Source organism: Gemmatimonadota bacterium, from assembly GCA_016720805.1.
GTDB lineage: Bacteria > Gemmatimonadota > Gemmatimonadetes > Gemmatimonadales > GWC2-71-9 > Palsa-1233.
In genome coordinates, this window is record JADKJZ010000008.1 from 1 (window position 1) to 17,664 (window position 17,664).

Below are 17,664 nucleotides of genomic sequence, written 5' to 3' on the forward strand. Positions count from 1 at the left end.
GCAGGTCCCAGCACGCCATGTCGATCGCCGACTTGACGTAGGGATGGCCGCGCATCGCCGAATCCATCCGTTCGTTCAGCTCACCCAACGCCAGCGGATCGGCCCCGAGCAGCTGCGGCGCCAGTTCGGCGATGCCGGCCCGCGCGCCGCGCGCATACGCCGGCAGGTAGGCCGGCCCGAGCGGACAGATCTCGCCCCAGCCCGTCAGCCCCGCGTCGGTCTCGACCGCGACCACGGTCGAATCGAACACCGAGACGGCGTTGCCACCCGACCACTTGTAGCTCCCCTCATGCAGCGGGAGATCGATCTGGTACGCACGAATCGCGGTGATCTTCACGCGGTCTTCTCCACTGGCGCCTGCGAGGAACGGAAGAGCGTGGCGGCCGTGTAGAGCAGCACCACCACCACGACCCACTTCACCATCGTGAGCGGCAACTCCTTCACCACGTACGCCGCCACCAGGACCCCGGGAATGCCGCCCACCGCCAACCCCGTGACGACGCGCTTGTCGTACCGACCCGACCTGTAGAAGCGGATCGCCGCCGCCGGCAGGATCAGCGAGGCCGATGCCGCCATGATCGGGAAGACCGCCTTCGAGTTCATCCCGAGCATGTAGGTCATCGCCATCGTCGGTGCGTAGTTGCCGATGCCGAGCGAGGTCAGCGAGCCGATGATCAGCGAGCCGAGGACGGCGATCGCCAGCGCCCCGCCGGTCAGGCCGATGGTCCCCTCGCTGAGCGAGAGGCTCATCGTGAGGCGGATCGCCATGAAGCCCGCGGTGACGAGCAGCGCAATCGCCATCGCCCGCTGGATGGTGCGACGCGGCCAGTGGACCACGATCCCCGTGCCGAACCACGCCCCGACGCCGCCGGCCAGCACCATGCTGATGATGGTCGGCTTGTCGATCAGGCCGCCGAGCAGGATGATGAAGATCACGCACTCGAGGAGCGTCGGAATGGCATGCCCGACGTTCATCGTGCCCGGGATGTTCTCGTCATCGACGATCCGGAAGAGGCGGAGCACGGCGGTCGTGGTCGCAAACGACCCGATGCCGAGCGTGTCCAGGAAGTCGGTGGCGAAGCCAAGGCCGAGGAGAGCGGGCCACGAGCGTGCGCCGGTGGTGGGGGCTGGTGCGGTCATCACGACTCCGGAGGGGGATTGGCTGGAACGATCGGCCGGCGAGGAGTATGTCGCCGGGGTGGGGCGAAGTCCAGCGACCGCGCCGGGAGACGCGGTCGGTCAGGCGAGGACGGCGTCAGCTGCCGACGAGCGCGGGCTTCCGCCGGTCCGACGGAATGGCCGGGTAGATCGGTTGGTACATCCGGTCGGCCACCCACGACTCGATGTCGTCGGGGACTTCGACCGTCGCCAACCCTTCCTCGAGGGCCACGCGCACGACAGCCGACGCGATGGCGACGGAGGTGGTGCGAATCGTCTCGAGCGCAGGAAAGAGCGCGCCCTGCGAGAGGTCGTGCGGACTGACCGTGGCCGCGAGTGCCCGGGCGGCCGCGAGGAACATCCCGTCGCTCACCGCGGTGGCCTGCGTGGCCACGACACCCAACCCCAGACCCGGGAAGATGTAGACATTGTTGGCCTGTCGTGGGACAAAGTCCTGCCCGTCAAGCGAAACCGGCGCCGCCGGGGAGCCGCTCGCAAAGAGCGCACGCCCCCCGGTCCACCGATACGCCTCTTCCGAGGTGCACTCCGCCTTCGACGTCGGATTCGACAGCGCAAAGATGATCGGCCGCGCCGTCACCTCGGCCATCGCCGTGATCACCGGCTCCGAGAACGCGCGTGACTGCGCCGCCACGCCGATCAGTGCCGTCGGCCTGAGGGTGCGGACCGCCGCCTCGAGTGTGGCAATCGTGGGGTGGTCGTGCGCGAACGGCAGCTTGTGCGGCTGGAGGTCGCTGCGGGACGACTCCACCAGCCCCTTCGAGTCGAGGAACCAGCAGCGCCGCCTCGCCTCGGCCTCGGGCAGCCCGTCCTCCATCATCGCCTTCACGATCAATTCACCGATCCCGGTGGCGGCCGCGCCGGCGCCGTAGAAGAGCACCTGCTGGTCGCGAAGCGCCCCGCCGAGCGCACGACACGCCGAGTAGAGGCCCGCGAGCGTGACGGCCGCCGTCCCCTGGATGTCGTCATTGAAGGAACGGATGCGATTGCGGTGGGCCGCAAGCAGGCGGAAGGCGTTGTCGGTGGCGAAATCCTCCCACTGGAGCAGCGCGCTCGGGAAGACCTCGCGGACCGCGTCGACGAACTCTTCCGCGAGCTCGGCATAGGCCGCGCCGCGCAGTCGCGGCTCGGCGATGCCCGGGTAGAAGGTCGATTCGCGCAGCGCGACGTTGTCGGTGCCGACATCGAACATCACCGGGAGGCAACGGGTCGGATCGATCCCGGCACAGGCCGTGTACAGCGCCAGTTTGCCGAGCGGGATGCCCATCCCCTGCGCGCCAAGATCGCCGAGGCCGAGGATCCGTTCGCCATCGGTCACGACCAGCACGTCGACATCGCGGACGGGCCAGTTCGCCAGGACTTCGCGGACCCGGCCACGATCCCGGGCGGTAATGTAGAGACCGCGCGGTCGGCCGAAGATCTCGCCGAAGTGTTCGCAGGCCTCTCCGACGGTGGGGGTATAGACGATCGGCATCAATTCGCTGATGTGGTCGATCAGCGCGCGGTAGTACACCGTCTGGTTGCGATCCATGAGCCGCGCCAGCGTGATGTACTTGCCGAGCGGCGTCGCGGTGCGGCGCAGGTTGAGCAGCGTCCGCTGGACCTGCTCCTCGAGCGTGAAGACGCGCGCCGGCAGCAGGCCGTGGAGGCCGTAGGCGTCGCGTTCCTCCAGCGTAAAGGCGCTACCGCGGTTCAGGTGCGGATTGCGGAGCAGGTCGTAACCACGAGGTGCAGAAAGCGGGGACATCAGGACTCCAGGCCGGGGGTCAATCCGCAACCGCCACCCGCTGCATGTCGCGGGTCACTGTGCGGAGGGCTCCCAGCATCACCACACCACCGATCAACGCAACCGTCGGGAGCAACAGCACGGCGCGATCCAGGCCAAAACGATCCGAAAGCGCTCCGATGAGCGGCAGCGCAATGGCGTCACCCGCCAGATGGATGAACAGAAGATAGGCGCCGATCACCGTGGCGCCGATTCGGGCCGGCACGACATCGAAAATGACGGCGGCCATCGGTCCGTTGTACCAGGAGAGGCAGAAAAAGGCGACTACAAAGATCGGAATAAAGGTGTCGAGGTCACGGACCGTCATCAGCCAGATCGCGAGGGGGCCGCCAATCACCAGCCCGAGCGAGACGGTGATCACTCGTGCCCGGTTGGTGAACTTCGACAGGTACTCCGCGATGAAGCCGCCCGCCAACGCCCCGAGCGTGCCGGAGAGAAGGCCCCACTTGCCGAGGAGGGCCGCCCCTTCCGCCGAAGTCAGCGTGAAGGTCCGGGTCATGTAGGTCGGTCCCCAGCCTACGATGCCGTTCATCCCGAAGGAGATCGCCGCGCCCGCGAGGAAGACGTAGACCAGCGTCGGGGTCGCCAGCACCAGCCGGCCGGCATGGACGAGGTCGTCGACCGCGCTCTCGAGCTCGGGCGTGAAGGGCGTCTCCTCGCGGCGATCGCTGCGCACGAGCCGGACCCAGCGGTAGATCGTCAGGGCCAGGCCCACGGCGACGGCGCCGGCGAGCACGGCGGCATCGGCCTTCGAGTCGGCGCCGTACCGGATGGTGAGGATCCACGCCGCGATGAGCCCCGCGGTGGTCAGCACGATCAGCGCGAGGAATTGCCGAATGAAGCCGCGCACCCCGATCTCCAGTTCCGCCATGAAGGAACGGAAGGTCATCGGCGTTTCGGTGCGTGTCGGGTCGACGAGCCGCGTTACCAGCACCGCGCAGAGGAAGCCGGGCAGCCCCACCGCCATGAAGGCGACGCGCCAGCCGTAGATGCTCTCGAGCCAGCCGCCGAGCAGCAGGCCGAGCACCCCGCCGACGGGGATGCCCGCCGAGAGGATCGCCATGGCGACCGGCCGCTTCTTGCCGGGGAAATAGTCGGCGACCATCGACGACGACGCCGGCCCGAATGCGGCCTCGCCGATTCCGACCGCCGCTCGGCAGATGAACAGCTGCCAGAAGGAGCGCACCAATCCGCCGAGGGCGGTGAAGGCGCTCCAGATCGCGACGCCACCGGCGATGACCGTCTTGCGGCTGCGCAGGTCGCTGAGCACGCCGAGGGGGAGCGCGGCAATCGAGAAGACCAGGATGTAGGCCGAGCCGAGCCAGCCAAGCTGGGTGTCGGTCAGCATCAGGTCGCGCTTGATCGGCTCGAACAACGCGAAGATCACGTTGCGATCGAGGTAGTTGAGCAGGTTGACCACGGCCAACAGGGCGAGCGCCGCCCAGGAGTTGGAACGGCGCGTCGCGATGGCCCGTTCCTCGGTGTTCAGAACTCCACCGCCGTGATGCCCAGGCGGTCGCGTGCGTCCATGATCGTCTTGACCACCACCTGCGGGTCGTCGGTGACCGTGAAGAGGCGAAGTTCCGGGGTCGAGATGTAGCCGTCGTCCACCATCCGCTGGTGGATCCAGTCCACCATCCCGCGCCAGTACTCCGTGCCGAAGAGCACCACCGGGAAGTCGGTGACCTTGCCCGTCTGGATGAGCGTGAGGGACTCGAACAGCTCGTCGAGCGTGCCGAAGCCGCCCGGGAAGACGACGAAGCCGATCGCATACTTGACGAACATCGTCTTGCGCACGAAGAAGAACTTGAAGTCGAGCGACGACGTCAGGTACGGATTGACCCGCTGCTCGTGCGGCAGCTCGATGTTGCAGCCGATCGAGATGCCCTCCGCCTCGAAGGCGCCCTTGTTGGCGGCCTCCATGATGCCGGGCCCGCCGCCGGTGATCACCGGGACGCCGGCCTTGGCGAAGAGTCGCGCGGTCTCCTCGGCAGCGAGGTACATCGGATGGTCGGGCTTGGTGCGCGCCGAGCCGAAGATCGAGACGCCGCCCGCGACCGACTGCAGGTTCTCGAAGCCCCAGACGAACTCGCCGAGGATGCGCAGCACCCGCCACGAGTCGGACGAGCGGCGGATCTTGAGCGTCTCCTCGTCGAGCGGAATGTTGAGGAGGTTCTCGTCCTGCGTCGGCTTGCGCGGAGTCTTGAGGTCGTGCGCCTGCTCGGGATGGCTCGTCGCCTTGCTCTCAGACATTCCGGAACGCCTCCAGCATCGCGCGATGGTCATCGGCGACGTTGTAGAAGTACGGGGAGACGCGGACATGGCCCGGCCGCGCATCCACGATGAAGCCCGCATCCGCCAGCCGTGCCACATCGCGCCGCGGGTCATTGCTGGGCAGCATGACGATCGCGCTGCGCCATGCGGGGGTGGCCGCGACCTTCGGCGTGAGTCCCATCGCGCGCGCCGCGTCGATCAGGTCCTCGGTGAGCGCGGAGGTCACCGTGCGGATCGTCTCGGCGCCGGCCGCCTCGAGCACGTCGAGCCCGCCCAGCTGCGTCACCACTGGCAGCAATGGCGGCGTCCCCGCTTCGAAGCGGCGGGCATCGTCGTGCGGCGTGAAGTGGCGCGGGTCGAAGGCGAACTGATCACGGTGCGCAAACCAGCCGCTGGCCAGAGGCGCGAGCTCGTGGGTCGTCTCGGCGCGCGCGTAGAGGAACGTGATCCCGGTGCCGCCCAGCATCCACTTGAGTCCGCCCGAGGCGTAGAAGTCGACACCGGCCGCGTGCACGTCGACCGGCAGCTGCCCGACGCCGTGATACCCATCGATGAACGACAGCGCACCGTGACGGGAAGCGATCTCGCCGATGGCGGCGATATCCTGGATCGCGCCGGTGGTGAAGTAGACGTGCGAAGTGATCACCATCGCGGTCTGGTCGTTGACCGCCGCCTCGAACGCCTCCAGTGGCACCGAGATGCCATCGGGACTCTCCAGGATCACCAGGTCGACGTCCCGCGGCAGCCACTGATAGGGCACTGTCGGGAAGTCGAGGGCGGTGGTCACCACGCGCCGCCTGGTGCTGGTGTCGAGCGCCGAAGCGACCACGCCGAGAATGCTCGACATCGAAGGGTGCAGGGCGATTTCGCTGGCGCTGGCACCGATCAGCGCGCCGAGGCGGCTGCGCAACTCGGCGAGGTCGCCCCACCAGGTCTCGTACCAGTTGGCGGCACCGCGGAGTTCCCACTGGTCGAGATGCGCGTCAATCCGCCGGCGCGAGGCGCGCGAGAGCGCCCCGAGCGAGCAGGAATTGAGGTAGGTGGTCCGCTCGAGAATGGGGAATTCGGAGCGCCAGCTCACCAGGGGGTGCGGGAGGGGGGCGGCCATGGTCATTGGCCTGCAATATAGGCCCCTCGGGTCGATCTCCGACCCGCCGCGCCGGTATATTCCGGGCATGGCCGAGCCTCACGCCCCCGACCCCCGGTATCGCGGTTCCTGGTCCGCGCTGTTCGGGGCGCTGACCCTCCGGGCGCTGGCCTCGCCGCGTACCGCCGTCGACCTGCTGCGCACCGGCTGGGCCTTCCGGCGCCGCGATTGGTGGCGGCAAGCTCCCTTCCTGCCCGTCCCCGATGGGACCTATCTCCGCTGGCGGATGTACACCGCCTATGGAGACGAGTCGGCAGTGCCCCCGGCGGAAGACGTCGTTCGCTTCGCTCGCTGGCGGCGGGAGACGATGGGCTGCTGATGCCTGACCGCACCGCGCGTCCGCATGTCGTCGTGATCGGCGGCGGCTTCGCCGGGCTGTACCTGGCCCGGGGGCTCGCGCGCGCCGAGGTGCAGGTGACGCTGGTCGACCGGCGGAATCACCACCTCTTCCAGCCGATGCTCTATCAGGTCGCGGCGGCGGCGCTCTCGCCCAAGGACATTGCCGCCCCGATCCGCTCGATCCTCCGCAACCAGGCGAACGTCGAGGTGTTGCTCGCCGAGGTGACGCGCGTGGACGCCGACGCGCGCCTGGTCCACCTCGACGTCGGGACGCAACTGGCGTACGACTACTGCGTGGTGGCCACGGGCGCGCGCCACTCCTACTTCGGCCACACCGAGTGGGAGCGCTTTGCCCCGGGACTCAAGAGCGTCGAGGACGCACTCGACATCCGCCGGCGGATCCTGATCGCGTTCGAGCGCGCTGAGCGCGAGCCCGATCCCGCCAAGCGGCACCAGTACCTGACCTTCGTCGTGATCGGTGGTGGGCCGACCGGCGTCGAGATGGCGGGGGCGATCGCCGAGATTCGCCGCTTTGCACTCTCGCGCGACTTCCGGCACATCGATCCGCGTGAGGCCACCGTGATGTTGGTGGAGGGCGGGCCGCGCCTGCTGCCCTCTTATCCCCCCGCGCTCTCGGCGCGCGCCAAGGCCGACCTCCGGGCACTTGGCGTCGAAGTGCGCGAGAACACCCTGGTCACCGGCATCACCGCGGCGTCGGTCGAGGCCGCCGGCTGGGTGATTCCGACGACCACCGTGGTCTGGGCTGCCGGCAATCAGGCCTCGCCGCTGCTCAAGACGCTCGGCGCCCCGCTCGACAGCCAGGGTCGCGCCCTGGTCGAGCCCGACTGCACGGTACCCGGCCACCCGGAACTCTTCGTGCTGGGGGATGCCGCCGCGTTCCTGCACCAGAGCGGGCGGAGTGGCCCGCTCCCCGGCGTCTGTCCGGTGGCGATGCAGATGGGGCAGTACGCCGCGTCCGCGATCAGGAATGACCTCGCCGGCAAGGCACGCGTCCCGTTCTCGTATTGGGACAAGGGACAGCTGGCGGTGATCGGTCGCGGCCACGCCGTCGCCGATCTCGGCAAGCTCACCTTCGCCGGCGTGACGGCGTGGATGGTGTGGGCCTTCGTGCACATTTTCTTCCTCGTCTCGTTCCGCAACCGGGTGATGGTGCTGCTGGAATGGATGTGGTCGTACGTGCGCTATGCGCCTGGTGCCCGCCTCATCACCGGCGAAACGGCGGAATACGCCGCGCGAGTACCGGGGCGTCGGTGACGCCTCCCACGCTTGCCGAGGTGCAGGTCGAGGCGGCGCGTCTCGGCTTCGTCGCGTGCGGCGTGGCGTCGCTGGAGCCGAGCCGCCGCGCCGATGCGCTCGATGCGTGGCTTGCCAGCGGCCGTGCCGGCACCATGCGCTATCTCCATCGGCAGGCGAAGAAGCGGAAGCAGCCGGCGCTGGTTCACCCCGAGGCGCGCAGCGCGGTGATGGTGCTCGACAACTACGCCGCGGCCTCCGACGAACAGCCGCAGCCGGGCGATGCCTTCAAGGTGGCGTCCTACGCGCGCGGCACCGACTATCACCTGGTGACGCTCGGCCGCTTGCTGGCGCTGAAGGAGTGGCTGATCAGTCGCGGGGCCAGCTTCACCAGTGCGTGGGTCGATGACGGACCGGTCCCCGAGCGTGAACTGGCCGAACGCGCCGGCCTCGGCTGGATCGGCAAGAACGCCATGCTCATCAACCCGCGCCTTGGCTCGTGGACCTTCATCGGCTCGGTCTTCACCGATCTGGTCATTCCCGCGGACGCTGCGGTCGACACCGATCGCTGTGGCAGCTGCACCCGCTGCCTCGATGCCTGTCCCACCGAGGCGATCGTGGCCCCGCGCGTCCTCGACGCCACACGCTGCCTCTCGTACCTGAGCATCGAGTACAAGCCCGATCCGCCCCCCGAGCTCGATGGACGGTGGGCGGAGTGGGCCTTCGGCTGCGACATCTGCAACAGCGTCTGCCCCTGGAACGAGAAGTTTGCGGAGCCGACGACGATTGCCGACTTCCGCCGCCGCCCGCACCCCGACCGTCGTGATCCCGCTGCGTTCGACACCCTCGACGACGCGGAATTCACCCGGCGCTACGCCGATTCACCCCTGGCGCGTCCCGGTCTGGTCCGGATGCGCCGCAACGTGCGGCACGCCACGGCGGGCCGCCAGGATGCCGAGTCATGACCGTCACGCTCCACTCCATCGCGATCTTCGTCCACGACATCGACAAGGCGCTGAAGTTCTACAACCACCAATTGGGGCTCCCGGTCGGGAAGCAGGGCTCCTTCGGCTTCGAGTTGCTCGAGCACGCGCCGCACGTCGGCGTGCATCCGGCACAGCATCCCGATGCCAAGGCGATGGTGGGGCGTCACACCGGGATCACCTTCGAGGTCGATGATCTCCTCGCGCTGTCGTCGAAGCTGCTCGCGGAGGGGGTGACCTTCCTTGCGGAGCCGGCGCAGCAGGGCTTCGGGATGATGGCGATGGTGAAGGACCCCGATGGCAACGTGATGGCGCTGTGGGAAGACAACGTCTCGCAGGTCGTGGCCGAGGGGCCACCCGCATGAGCGTGGCGCGCGAGTTTGCCTCCGACAACACCGCCCCGGCGCATCCTGCCGTCCTCGAGGCGATGGCCGCGGCCAACCACGGCCCGGCCCACGCCTACGGCGCCGATGCATGGACGGCGAAGGCGGTGGCATGGTTCCGCGACCAGTTCGGCGGTGACACCGCGGTCTTTCCGGTCTGGAATGGCACCGGCGCGAACGTCGTCTCGCTGCGCGCGCTGACCCGGCCGTACCACGCGGTGCTCTGCACCCAGCATTCGCATATCCAGGTGGATGAGTGCGGCGCGCCGGAACTGCACACGGGCTGCAAGCTGGTCGACTTGCCCTCGGCCGATGCGCGGATCACGCCGGCGCAGTTGCGGGCCGCAGTGCGCGGCATCGGCAACGAGCACGCCGTGCAGCCGCACGTGCTCTCGCTGACGCAGACCACCGAGTACGGCACCGCGTACTCGGTGGCGCACCTCACGGAGCTGTGTGGCGTGGCGCACGAGCTGGGGCTGCGGGTGCACATGGACGGCGCGCGGATCGCCAACGCCGCCGCCACCCTTGGCGTGCCGATGCGCGCCTTCACGCGGGACGCGGGCGTCGATGTCCTCTCCTTTGGCGCGACGAAGAACGGTGGCATCAACGCCGAGGCGGTGCTGGTCTTCGATCCGGCGCTGGCGGCCGAATTGCCCTTTCTGCGCAAGCAGTCCGCGCAACTGGCGTCGAAGATGCGCTTCCAGTCGGCACAGTTCCTGGCCTTGGCCGAGGGCGAGGTGTGGCTGGAGAACGCGCGGCACGCCAACGCGATGGCGGGACGGCTCGAGGCGGGGCTTCGCGGAATCGCGGGCGTCACCATCACCCAGCCGGTCGAGGCGAACGCGGTCTTCGCGGTGCTGCCGACCGCCGTGACGACGGCGCTGCAGGAGCGCTTCCACTTCTATGTCTGGAACGAGACCAGCGGCGAAGTGCGCCTGATGGCGAGCTGGGCGACGCAGCCGGAGAACGTGGATGAATTCGTGACTGCGATCGCAGCGGCGATGCTCGACCATCGATCATCGACCATCGATCATCGATGATCGATGGTGGTGCCCCTTGCGGGGTGCGTGACGGCTGTTTATATCAACGTTGATGCAAACGACTTCGCGCGCCGATGCGCTCCGGCTGGTTCGGGCCCTGGTGACCGTCCTCGACCGCTCCGCGCGCGAGGTCGAGGCCACCACGGGGATCACCAACGCCCAACTCTTCGTGCTCCGGCGCCTTGCCGCGGGCGGCAATCCATCGGTGAATGAGCTCGCCGAGCGGCTGCACGCCCGCCAGAACACCGTTTCGGCGCTGCTCAAGCGGCTGGTGGCGGCCGGGCTGGTGATGCGGGCGCGCGCCGCCGACGATGGCCGCCGCGCGGTGCTCTCGCTCACGCCGGCCGGGCGTCGGTTGGTGCGCCGCGCCCCGCCGGCACCGCTCGAGCAGCTGCTCGGCGCGCTCGAGGGCATGTCGGCCACCGAGGTGCGCGCGCTCTCCCGTGGTCTTGCCCCGCTGGTCCAGCGCCTCGGCCTCGCGCCGGAGTCCGCGCCAGTCCTCTTCGAGGATCGCTGAGTGCCCACGCCGCAGCCGGTGACGGTCACCCTCGATGCGCCGGACGGACCATCGTCCACCGCGGCCGGCACGCTGCGGCACTTCACGGCGGGGCAGCGCGTCCTCCGCGCGGCGGCCACGCTCCTGGTCGGAATTGCGGTCGCGGCGCTGCTGATCCCGATACCGATCATCCACCTCGTCGGGATCCCGCTGGCGTTGGTACTCGCGGTGTTCTTCGCAGGGCGTCAGCTGCTGACCTCGGTCCGACTGGCCCCCTTGCGACTCCCCTGCCCGAAGTGCGGTGCGGAGAACCGTGTCGGCGGCGGGTTGGGGTACCGCACGGCAACCGCACCGATCGAGCACGCCTGCGACAGCTGCCGGCGGCAGTTGACGTTGCGCATCAACGCCGAGTAGTCCGTGACAGCGCTCGGCTCGACTGAACGGCGCGAGGATGGCCGGACCGCCCGCATCGCCGCCCTCGCGGTCGTGGTCGGGGTGACGGGTGGTTTGGTCGCCGCCCTCCTGATCTCGTTGATCCGGCTGATCACCCACCTCGCCTTTGAAGGCCGTGCGTCCCTCGCCCCCGCCGACCCGAGTCAGCATCACCTCGGCGCGGTCGTGATCCTCATTCCGATCATCGGTGCGGCCCTGGTCAGCGTCATGGCGCGTTGGGGATCCGAGGCGATTCGCGGTCACGGGATTCCCGAGGTGATGGACCGGATCCTCCACGCCGATTCCCGCATACCGGCAAAGCTCACCATCCTCAAGCCGCTCTCGGCCGCCATCGCGATCGGTACCGGAGGCCCGTTCGGCTCGGAAGGACCGATCATCGCCACCGGCGGTGCGCTCGGTTCGTTGCTCGGGCAAGTGCTCCGCGTGACAGCGGACGAACGGAAAATCCTGCTCGCCGCCGGAGCGGCCGCCGGGATGGCGGCCACCTTCGGGACCCCGGTGGCCGCGGTCCTCCTGGCGATCGAGCTGTTGCTGTTCGAGTTCCGGGCCCGGTCGATCATTCCCGTGGCGCTGGCCGCCTGCGCCGCGACCGCGGTCCGGCTGATCCTGCTTGGGAATGACCCACTCTATCCGATGCCGACGGTGATGGAGCCGAGCGGCGTCGCGCTCGCCTGCTATGCCATCCTCGGCCTGCTCATCGGGGCGGTATCGGTCGGGATCACGCGGTCGCTGTATGCGGTCGAGGATCTCTTCGAGCGCCTTCCGATTCACTGGATGTGGTGGCCGCTGCTCGGCGCCGTGGTGGTCGGCGTGGCCGGGTATCTCGATCCGCGGATACTGGGGGTCGGCCCCGAGAACATCATCAACTCGCTGGCGGCGCGGCTCACCATCACCGCGACGGCGGCGTTGTTGCTGCTCAAGTTCCTCGCCTGGGTGGCCTATCTCGGGAGCGGCACCTCGGGGGGAACCCTGGCACCGCTCTTCACCTTCGGGAGCGGCGTGGGTGCCATCGTCGGCATGCTGGCGGCCGCACATTTTCCCGAGCTCGGCGTTGCGCCGCCGGTGGCAGCCCTCGTGGGGATGGCGGCGATGTTCGCGGGTGCCTCGCGGGCACTGCTCGCGTCGGTGGTGTTTGCGTTCGAAGCGACACGGCAGCCGCTGGGGCTGTTGCCGCTGCTTGCGGGATGCACCACGGCGTACCTGATGTCGCGCGCGCTGATGAAGCACTCGATCATGACCGAGAAGCTGGCCCGCCGAGGCGTGCTGATTCAGGATGACTACGCCGTCGATTTCCTGGCGCGGATCCCGGTCGACGGGGCGATGACCCGGATCGTCGCGACGCTCGATGCCGACACACCGGTCGTGCTGGCGCGGGCGATCCCGGTGCACGGCGCAGGTGCCGGGCACCAGGGCTTTCCGGTGCTCGATGGCGAGGGCCACCTGGTCGGGGTCGTGACGATGCGCGACCTCCATCGTCCCGACGCACCGGAAACCGTCGGCCAGTTGATCCGGCGGCCGCCCCTGGTGGCGTATCCCGACCAGTCGCTCCGCGATGCAGCCGATGTGATGGTGCGCGAGGGGGTCGGCCGACTGCCGGTGGTCACCCGAACCGCGCCGAGGGAGTTGGTGGGGATCCTGTCGCGCAGCGACTTGTTGCGAGCGCATGCCCCGCGCCTGCAGGCGGCAGAACAGCGTCGGCAACTGGTGCGCCTGGATCGGTGGCGCCAGGTGGTGTTCCGGCGGCGCTAGCCCCGGGAGTCGGCTACTTTCCGACGATGCTCTCTCGCCGCTCCCTGACTCCCACCACACTCACCCTCTTCGCGGTGTTTGTCGTGTTGTCGGTGCTCGTGGTGCTGGAGCGGACGCTCCCGTTCGACGAGTCACTGCTCCGGTGGTTCGAGGCGCACCGGACTCCCGGCCGCACCGAGCTGATGCTCTTCTTCACCTTCATCGGCAATGGGCTGATCGAGGTGCCGCTGGCACTCATGGCGGCGTGGGCGCTCTGGCGGCTTGGGCGACCGCGCTGCGCCAAGCGCTACGTCTTCGCCGCGCTCTCGGCCGAAGTGGTGTACGCCATCGCCAAGCCGCTCTTTCATCGCGAGCGGCCGCGCATCATCGAGCGGCTCGCGGATGCCGGCTGGTACTCCTACCCGAGCGGCCACGCGATGCTGGCGCCGGTCATTTACGGCTTCGGCCTGCTCCTGCTGGCGAAGTCGGTGCGGCACGCTGGCGCACGCCGCGCGCTCCTTGCCGCCGCGTTCACCATCCCTCCGATGATTGCCCTCTCCCGCGTCTATCTGGGCGTCCATTACCCCAGCGACGTGGTCGGTGCGCTCTTCCTCGGCAACGCGTGGTTGCTGCTCTGGAGTGAGGTGCCGGAGGCATCGAGCAGCGACGCGACGTCGTCGCTCGCCTCGATCAGGTAGCCCATCCGCTCGGCCAGCTCGCGCGCCGCCTCCAGGTCGGTGGTGAACGATCCCGCGTCGACCCGTCCCGCCGACATCCGCAGCAGCCCGATGCGCAGCGTGTCGATCGCCGCGACGGATTCCTGCAGCCGGGCCGCCCACGCGCCCTCGGCCCCAGCCGCCACCTGCTGGCGCGCGTGTTCGGCCTCGCGCTCGAGGCGGTTCACGACCTGCGGCAGGTCGGCGAATGCACTGCGCACGCCATCGGGGAGCGCCATGAAGAGGGTTTCGGTGGCACTGCCGAGGGCCACCTCGGTGGGACGCCACTCGGCCCAGCCCGCGCGCGGCGCGCGGCGCAGCCCGATCCCGGAGAGCTTGGTCATCACGTTGCCGAACGGGCCGTTCCACATCCAGCGCCGTAGCCGCGCGAACGGATCGGTGGGCCGCACGCGGCGCCCCGGGAAGATCAGCCCGAAGAAGGAACCGGCGAGCACGCCCATGGTCGCGACGTTGAACATCCCGAAGGCGCCACCCGCTTCGTTGCTCGTGGTCGTGAAGAAGACGCCGTAGACCAGTGCGGCCATCGCTCCGGTGAAGGCGGCGTAGGTGCCGGCGCGCACCAGCTTCGGAATCCAGTGGATCGGGCGCGCCACCTCGTATCGCAACTCTTCCTCGCGTCGTGCCAGGGCCACGTCGAGGCCGTGGCGCAGCTCATCGAGTGTGACGCCGGCCTCCAGCGCGCGCCGCGTTTCGTGGATGCGCCAGACGCCATGGCCCACCCATGGGAAGAGCGTCGCCATCCCGCAGAGGATCATCAGCACCCGGGCGACGGCCGAAGCGGCGGGCAGTTCCGAGGTGATCACGTAGGCGAGCGTCCCGGCCCCGTAGAAGAAGATCGACCAGATGAGGTAGATCGCCTTGAGTTCGCGGCCGCGCTCGACCCAGACGCGCACTGGCACCGGCAGGTCCTGCGTGAGTGCGCGGGGCGGCTCGAGCGCTTCGGCCATTGCCTCGGCGGTGGGAAAGCGATCGTCGGGGCGCTTGGCGAGGGCACGGTCGATGGCAGCCGCGAGCGCGGGGCGGAGTTCGGGCACCACCGAGAGCAGTGGCGGCGCCGGTGATGTCAGCTGCTGCGCGATCAGCTCGGCGACCGTGCCAGTGAATGGCGGACGTCCCGAGAGGGCGTGGAAGCCCATTGCGCCGAGGGCGTAGAGGTCGCTCCGACCATCGACCGCCTCGCCGGCGGCCTGCTCCGGCGCGACATACTCCGGGGTGCCGACGATGCGGCCCGGCTCGTGGTCATCGTCGCGCAGGACGGCGATGCCGAAGTCGGTCACCATCGCGCGGGTGCCATCGGCGTCGAGGAGGATGTTGTCGGGCTTGATGTCGCGGTGCACCACGTCCTGGGCATGGGCGTAGGCCAGCGCGTAGGCGACATCGCGCAGGATCGGGCCGGCGACCGGCGGGGCGAGCCGCCCCTCGCGCCGGAGCCGCTCGCCGAGGGTCTCGCCCGCCACGTAGCGCATCGCGAAGAAGACGAACTCGCCCACCTCTTCGACGGCGTGGATCGGGACGATGTTCGGGTGCGCCAAGCGGGCGGCCAACCGGGCCTCGCGCAGGAAACGCGCGCGTCGCTCGGGGAGCGCGGCCTGTTCCGGTGGCAGCAGCTTCAGGGCGACGGGGCGGTCGAGCTGGACGTCGCGCGCCAGATAGACCACACCCATGCCGCCGCGGCCGAGTTCGCGTTCGAGGGAATAGCGGCCCGCCACGGCCGCCTGCAGGGCGAAGAAGAGGGCGTCAGGGGGAAGCATGGCGCGCTCTACGGCGTGGAGCCGACAATGGTGTCGCCGCGTGGCGCGATCGGGAGCGTCATCACGAAGCGCGCCCCGGGTGCGGCGTCCTCGACGTGCAACGTGCCCCCGTGGCGGGTCGCGATGAGTCGCGCGATGGCGAGGCCCAGCCCGGTCCCCGGGCGATCGGTCTCGAGCCGCGCAAAGCGCGAGAAGATCCGCTCGCGCGCCTCCACCGGCACGCCCTCGCCGTGGTCACGCACCGAGAGCATCGCCCGGCCCTCGTGCGGCGCGACCCCGAGTTCGATCAGGCCGGCACCGCCATGGAGCAGGGCGTTCTCGAGCAGGGCGACGATGGCCCGCTCAAGCAACGGGGCGTCGCCGAGCACCGACGTCGCCTCGAATGGGCCGAGGCGGACCTCGCGCCCTGCCGCGATCGGGAGGGCGCGAATCCGTCGCAGCGATTGCTCGGCGAAGTCATCGAGATAGAGCGGTGCCAGGGCCAACGGCCGATCGGCATCGCCGCGCGCCAGGAGCAGCAGGTCGGTGATCAGCTGTCCCATCCGACCCGCCTCGTCGGCCACGCGCTGCAGGGTCTCCCGCGCCCCCCCAACGTCCTCCGGCGCGGCGAGCGCGGCATCGGCCTCGCTGCGGACGATCGCCGCTGGTGTGCGCAGTTCGTGCGCGGCATCGGCAAGGAAGGCGCGTTGCATCTCGGCAAAGCCGCGCTCGCGCTCCAGCGCGGTCTCCAGCTGATCCAGCAGTCCATTGAAGGCGTCGGTCAGCTGGCGGACCTCGTCGTCGGCCTTCGGCGTGGCCAGTCGCGGCAATCGTGGATCGCCCCGCGACACCGCCTGGCCGGCCGTCTCTGCGGCGGTGGCCACCGCGTTCACCGGCTTGAGGGCGGGTCGGGAGAGGACCACCCCGATCCCCCCGCCGAGCAGGAGCAGCAGGGGGAGGCCGACCGCCAGACTCACGCGCAACACGCCGAGGCGGGCGCGAAATGAGGCGTTGGGCTGCCCGACCAGCAGGCGCACGCCGTCGGGCAATTGGACGGCGACCACCCGCATGTCGCGCCCGGCCGTGGTGATGTCGATTGGCGTCGTCGGGGTGGCGAAGGGGTCGATGTGCTCGAGATCCGGGGAGCCGGGGAGATGCTGCGAGACAGCGATCCGCCGGCCGGTGGCGTCGAAGGCCATCGTGGTGCGCTCGCCGAGCAACAATTCAGACACCACGTGCGAGACCGCCTCGTCGCGCGTCGAGTACTCTTCGCGGTCGATCGCATAGAGATCACTGGCGGCGTGGGCCACCTCGAGCAGTTCGCGATCAAAGTCCTCGCGGTACGCCCGTTCGAGCATCAGCGCGAAGACGGCGGCGCCGACACAGAGCGTCAGCGCGAGGCCGAAGGTGAAGGTGAGGGCGAGGCGCCACCGGAGCGGCGTGGTCACCCGACGCGCTCCGGGTCGAGGACGTACCCCGCCCCACGGACGGTGTGCAGCAGCGGACGATCGCCATCGCCATCGACCTTCCGGCGGAGCCGTGCGACGTAGACATCGATGATGTTCGAGAACGGGTCGTAGTTCTCGTCCCAGACCTTTGCCGCGATCCGGGCGCGGGAACAGACCTCGCCCGGATGCCTCGCGAGGAAGGCCAGCAGGGCAAACTCGGTCGTGGTGAGCTCGAGTGGACGATCCCCGCGCGCACCAGACTGCGTGGCCGGGTCGAGCCGGAGCGTGTCGATGGTGAGGAGGTCGGGGCGCACCGCCACCGCGCGGCGCCCCACGGCGCGAAGCCGCGCCAGCAATTCCTCCAGCGCGAACGGCTTGACCAGGTAATCATCGGCCCCGCTGTCGAGCCCCGCGATGCGGTCGTCGAGGGCGTCGCGCGCCGTGAGAATCAGCACCGGAGTGGGATCGCCCTGGGCGCGCAGTTCCTGCACCAGGGCGAGTCCCGGCCCATCGGGGAGGCCCAGGTCGAGCACGATCGCATCGTAGGGGTCAAGCCCGAGTTTGCGGCGCGCCTCGGCCAGGCTCCCCGCCACATCCACGGCATGGGCGTGGCCGCGCAGACCACGGGCCGTGGCATCGGCCAGCCGGCGCTCATCTTCGACCAGAAGGACTCGCATCCTGAATTAATAG

General features: G+C 69.3%; 18 protein-coding genes. 9 read left to right on the top strand and 9 right to left on the bottom strand.

Translation table 11 applies throughout. The features are described from left to right. From IPP98_08085 to IPP98_08110, 6 genes are all read right to left on the bottom strand, one after another. On the bottom strand, positions 1-337 hold a 337-nt coding region (locus tag IPP98_08085), incomplete at its 3' end, for a mandelate racemase (GenBank protein MBL0179066.1). Further along, the gene (locus tag IPP98_08090) at positions 334-1,140 is read right to left on the bottom strand and encodes a sulfite exporter TauE/SafE family protein (protein MBL0179067.1); all 807 of its coding nucleotides are present in this window, start codon (positions 1,138-1,140) and stop codon (positions 334-336) included. The genes IPP98_08085 and IPP98_08090, both read right to left, overlap by 4 nt. Before the next feature lie 115 nt (positions 1,141-1,255). Then, on the bottom strand, positions 1,256-2,923 hold the full coding sequence (locus IPP98_08095) for an NAD-dependent malic enzyme (protein ID MBL0179068.1): 1,668 nt from the start codon (positions 2,921-2,923) through the stop codon (positions 1,256-1,258). 19 nt (positions 2,924-2,942) lie between these two features. Then, positions 2,943-4,382, bottom strand: coding sequence for an MFS transporter (locus IPP98_08100; GenBank protein MBL0179069.1), 1,440 nt, complete (start codon positions 4,380-4,382; stop codon positions 2,943-2,945). Positions 4,383-4,447: 65 nt separating this feature from the next. Continuing rightward, positions 4,448-5,215 carry a TIGR00730 family Rossman fold protein gene (locus IPP98_08105; protein ID MBL0179070.1) on the bottom strand — a complete coding sequence of 256 codons (768 nt, stop codon included), beginning with the start codon at positions 5,213-5,215 and terminating at the stop codon, positions 4,448-4,450. Beyond that, a complete protein-coding gene (locus IPP98_08110; protein MBL0179071.1) occupies positions 5,208-6,344 on the bottom strand; it encodes an aminotransferase class V-fold PLP-dependent enzyme in 1,137 nt (378 codons plus the stop codon). Before IPP98_08110 ends, IPP98_08105 begins: the two co-directional genes overlap by 8 nt. Before the next feature lie 67 nt (positions 6,345-6,411). On the opposite strand from IPP98_08110, the gene IPP98_08115 reads away from it, so the two are divergent. The 9 genes from IPP98_08115 to IPP98_08155 are packed head-to-tail and all read left to right on the top strand — an operon-like array spanning position 6,412 to position 13,757. Then, the gene (locus IPP98_08115) at positions 6,412-6,702 is read left to right on the top strand and encodes a hypothetical protein (protein ID MBL0179072.1); all 291 of its coding nucleotides are present in this window, start codon (positions 6,412-6,414) and stop codon (positions 6,700-6,702) included. Beyond that, positions 6,702-7,997, top strand: a complete 1,296-nt coding sequence (locus tag IPP98_08120; protein ID MBL0179073.1) for an NAD(P)/FAD-dependent oxidoreductase — start codon at positions 6,702-6,704, stop codon at positions 7,995-7,997. The genes IPP98_08115 and IPP98_08120 overlap by 1 nt, the downstream gene beginning before the upstream one ends. Continuing rightward, on the top strand, positions 7,994-8,941 hold the full coding sequence (queG, locus tag IPP98_08125; GenBank protein MBL0179074.1) for a tRNA epoxyqueuosine(34) reductase QueG: 948 nt from the start codon (positions 7,994-7,996) through the stop codon (positions 8,939-8,941). Before IPP98_08120 ends, queG begins: the two co-directional genes overlap by 4 nt. After that, positions 8,938-9,324, top strand: a complete 387-nt coding sequence (locus tag IPP98_08130; protein ID MBL0179075.1) for a VOC family protein — start codon at positions 8,938-8,940, stop codon at positions 9,322-9,324. Before queG ends, IPP98_08130 begins: the two co-directional genes overlap by 4 nt. Continuing rightward, positions 9,321-10,382, top strand: a complete 1,062-nt coding sequence (locus IPP98_08135; protein ID MBL0179076.1) for a low specificity L-threonine aldolase — start codon at positions 9,321-9,323, stop codon at positions 10,380-10,382. Before IPP98_08130 ends, IPP98_08135 begins: the two co-directional genes overlap by 4 nt. Positions 10,383-10,434: 52 nt before the next feature. Continuing rightward, a complete protein-coding gene (locus IPP98_08140) occupies positions 10,435-10,899 on the top strand; it encodes a MarR family transcriptional regulator (GenBank protein MBL0179077.1) in 465 nt (154 codons plus the stop codon). Next, positions 10,900-11,292 carry a hypothetical protein gene (locus tag IPP98_08145; GenBank protein MBL0179078.1) on the top strand — a complete coding sequence of 131 codons (393 nt, stop codon included), beginning with the start codon at positions 10,900-10,902 and terminating at the stop codon, positions 11,290-11,292. 3 nt (positions 11,293-11,295) lie between these two features. Beyond that, a complete protein-coding gene (locus IPP98_08150) occupies positions 11,296-13,080 on the top strand; it encodes a chloride channel protein (protein ID MBL0179079.1) in 1,785 nt (594 codons plus the stop codon). A gap of 26 nt (positions 13,081-13,106) precedes the next feature. Continuing rightward, entirely contained in the window at positions 13,107-13,757 is a 651-nt protein-coding gene (locus IPP98_08155; GenBank protein MBL0179080.1) for a phosphatase PAP2 family protein, read from the top strand. Here IPP98_08155 and IPP98_08160 read toward each other — a convergent pair. The 3 genes from IPP98_08160 to IPP98_08170 are packed head-to-tail and all read right to left on the bottom strand — an operon-like array spanning position 13,640 to position 17,651. After that, positions 13,640-15,547, bottom strand: a complete 1,908-nt coding sequence (locus tag IPP98_08160) for a serine/threonine protein kinase (GenBank protein MBL0179081.1) — start codon at positions 15,545-15,547, stop codon at positions 13,640-13,642. The genes IPP98_08155 and IPP98_08160 overlap by 118 nt on opposite strands. Positions 15,548-15,555: 8 nt before the next feature. After that, positions 15,556-16,974, bottom strand: coding sequence for a HAMP domain-containing histidine kinase (locus tag IPP98_08165; GenBank protein ID MBL0179082.1), 1,419 nt, complete (start codon positions 16,972-16,974; stop codon positions 15,556-15,558). Then, positions 16,971-17,651: a response regulator transcription factor gene (locus IPP98_08170; GenBank protein ID MBL0179083.1), complete on the bottom strand. Its 681-nt coding sequence runs from the start codon at positions 17,649-17,651 to the stop codon at positions 16,971-16,973. The genes IPP98_08165 and IPP98_08170 overlap by 4 nt, the downstream gene beginning before the upstream one ends. Positions 17,652-17,664: the final 13 nt, after the last annotated feature.

Bases quoted from the DNA above. Each gene is read 5' to 3' on its own strand.
- IPP98_08105 (MBL0179070.1), bottom strand. From the start codon at position 5,215: ATGTCTGAGAGCAAGGCGACGAGCCATCCCGAGCAGGCGCACGACCTC.
- IPP98_08090 (MBL0179067.1), bottom strand. From the start codon at position 1,140: ATGACCGCACCAGCCCCCACCACCGGCGCACGCTCGTGGCCCGCTCTC.
- IPP98_08095 (MBL0179068.1), bottom strand. From the start codon at position 2,923: ATGTCCCCGCTTTCTGCACCTCGTGGTTACGACCTGCTCCGCAATCCG.
- IPP98_08170 (MBL0179083.1), bottom strand. From the start codon at position 17,651: ATGCGAGTCCTTCTGGTCGAAGATGAGCGCCGGCTGGCCGATGCCACG.
- IPP98_08115 (MBL0179072.1), top strand. From the start codon at position 6,412: ATGGCCGAGCCTCACGCCCCCGACCCCCGGTATCGCGGTTCCTGGTCC.
- IPP98_08160 (MBL0179081.1), bottom strand. From the start codon at position 15,547: ATGCTTCCCCCTGACGCCCTCTTCTTCGCCCTGCAGGCGGCCGTGGCG.
- IPP98_08155 (MBL0179080.1), top strand. From the start codon at position 13,107: ATGCTCTCTCGCCGCTCCCTGACTCCCACCACACTCACCCTCTTCGCG.
- IPP98_08135 (MBL0179076.1), top strand. From the start codon at position 9,321: ATGAGCGTGGCGCGCGAGTTTGCCTCCGACAACACCGCCCCGGCGCAT.
- IPP98_08120 (MBL0179073.1), top strand. From the start codon at position 6,702: ATGCCTGACCGCACCGCGCGTCCGCATGTCGTCGTGATCGGCGGCGGC.
- IPP98_08110 (MBL0179071.1), bottom strand. From the start codon at position 6,344: ATGGCCGCCCCCCTCCCGCACCCCCTGGTGAGCTGGCGCTCCGAATTC.
- IPP98_08130 (MBL0179075.1), top strand. From the start codon at position 8,938: ATGACCGTCACGCTCCACTCCATCGCGATCTTCGTCCACGACATCGAC.
- IPP98_08140 (MBL0179077.1), top strand. From the start codon at position 10,435: ATGCAAACGACTTCGCGCGCCGATGCGCTCCGGCTGGTTCGGGCCCTG.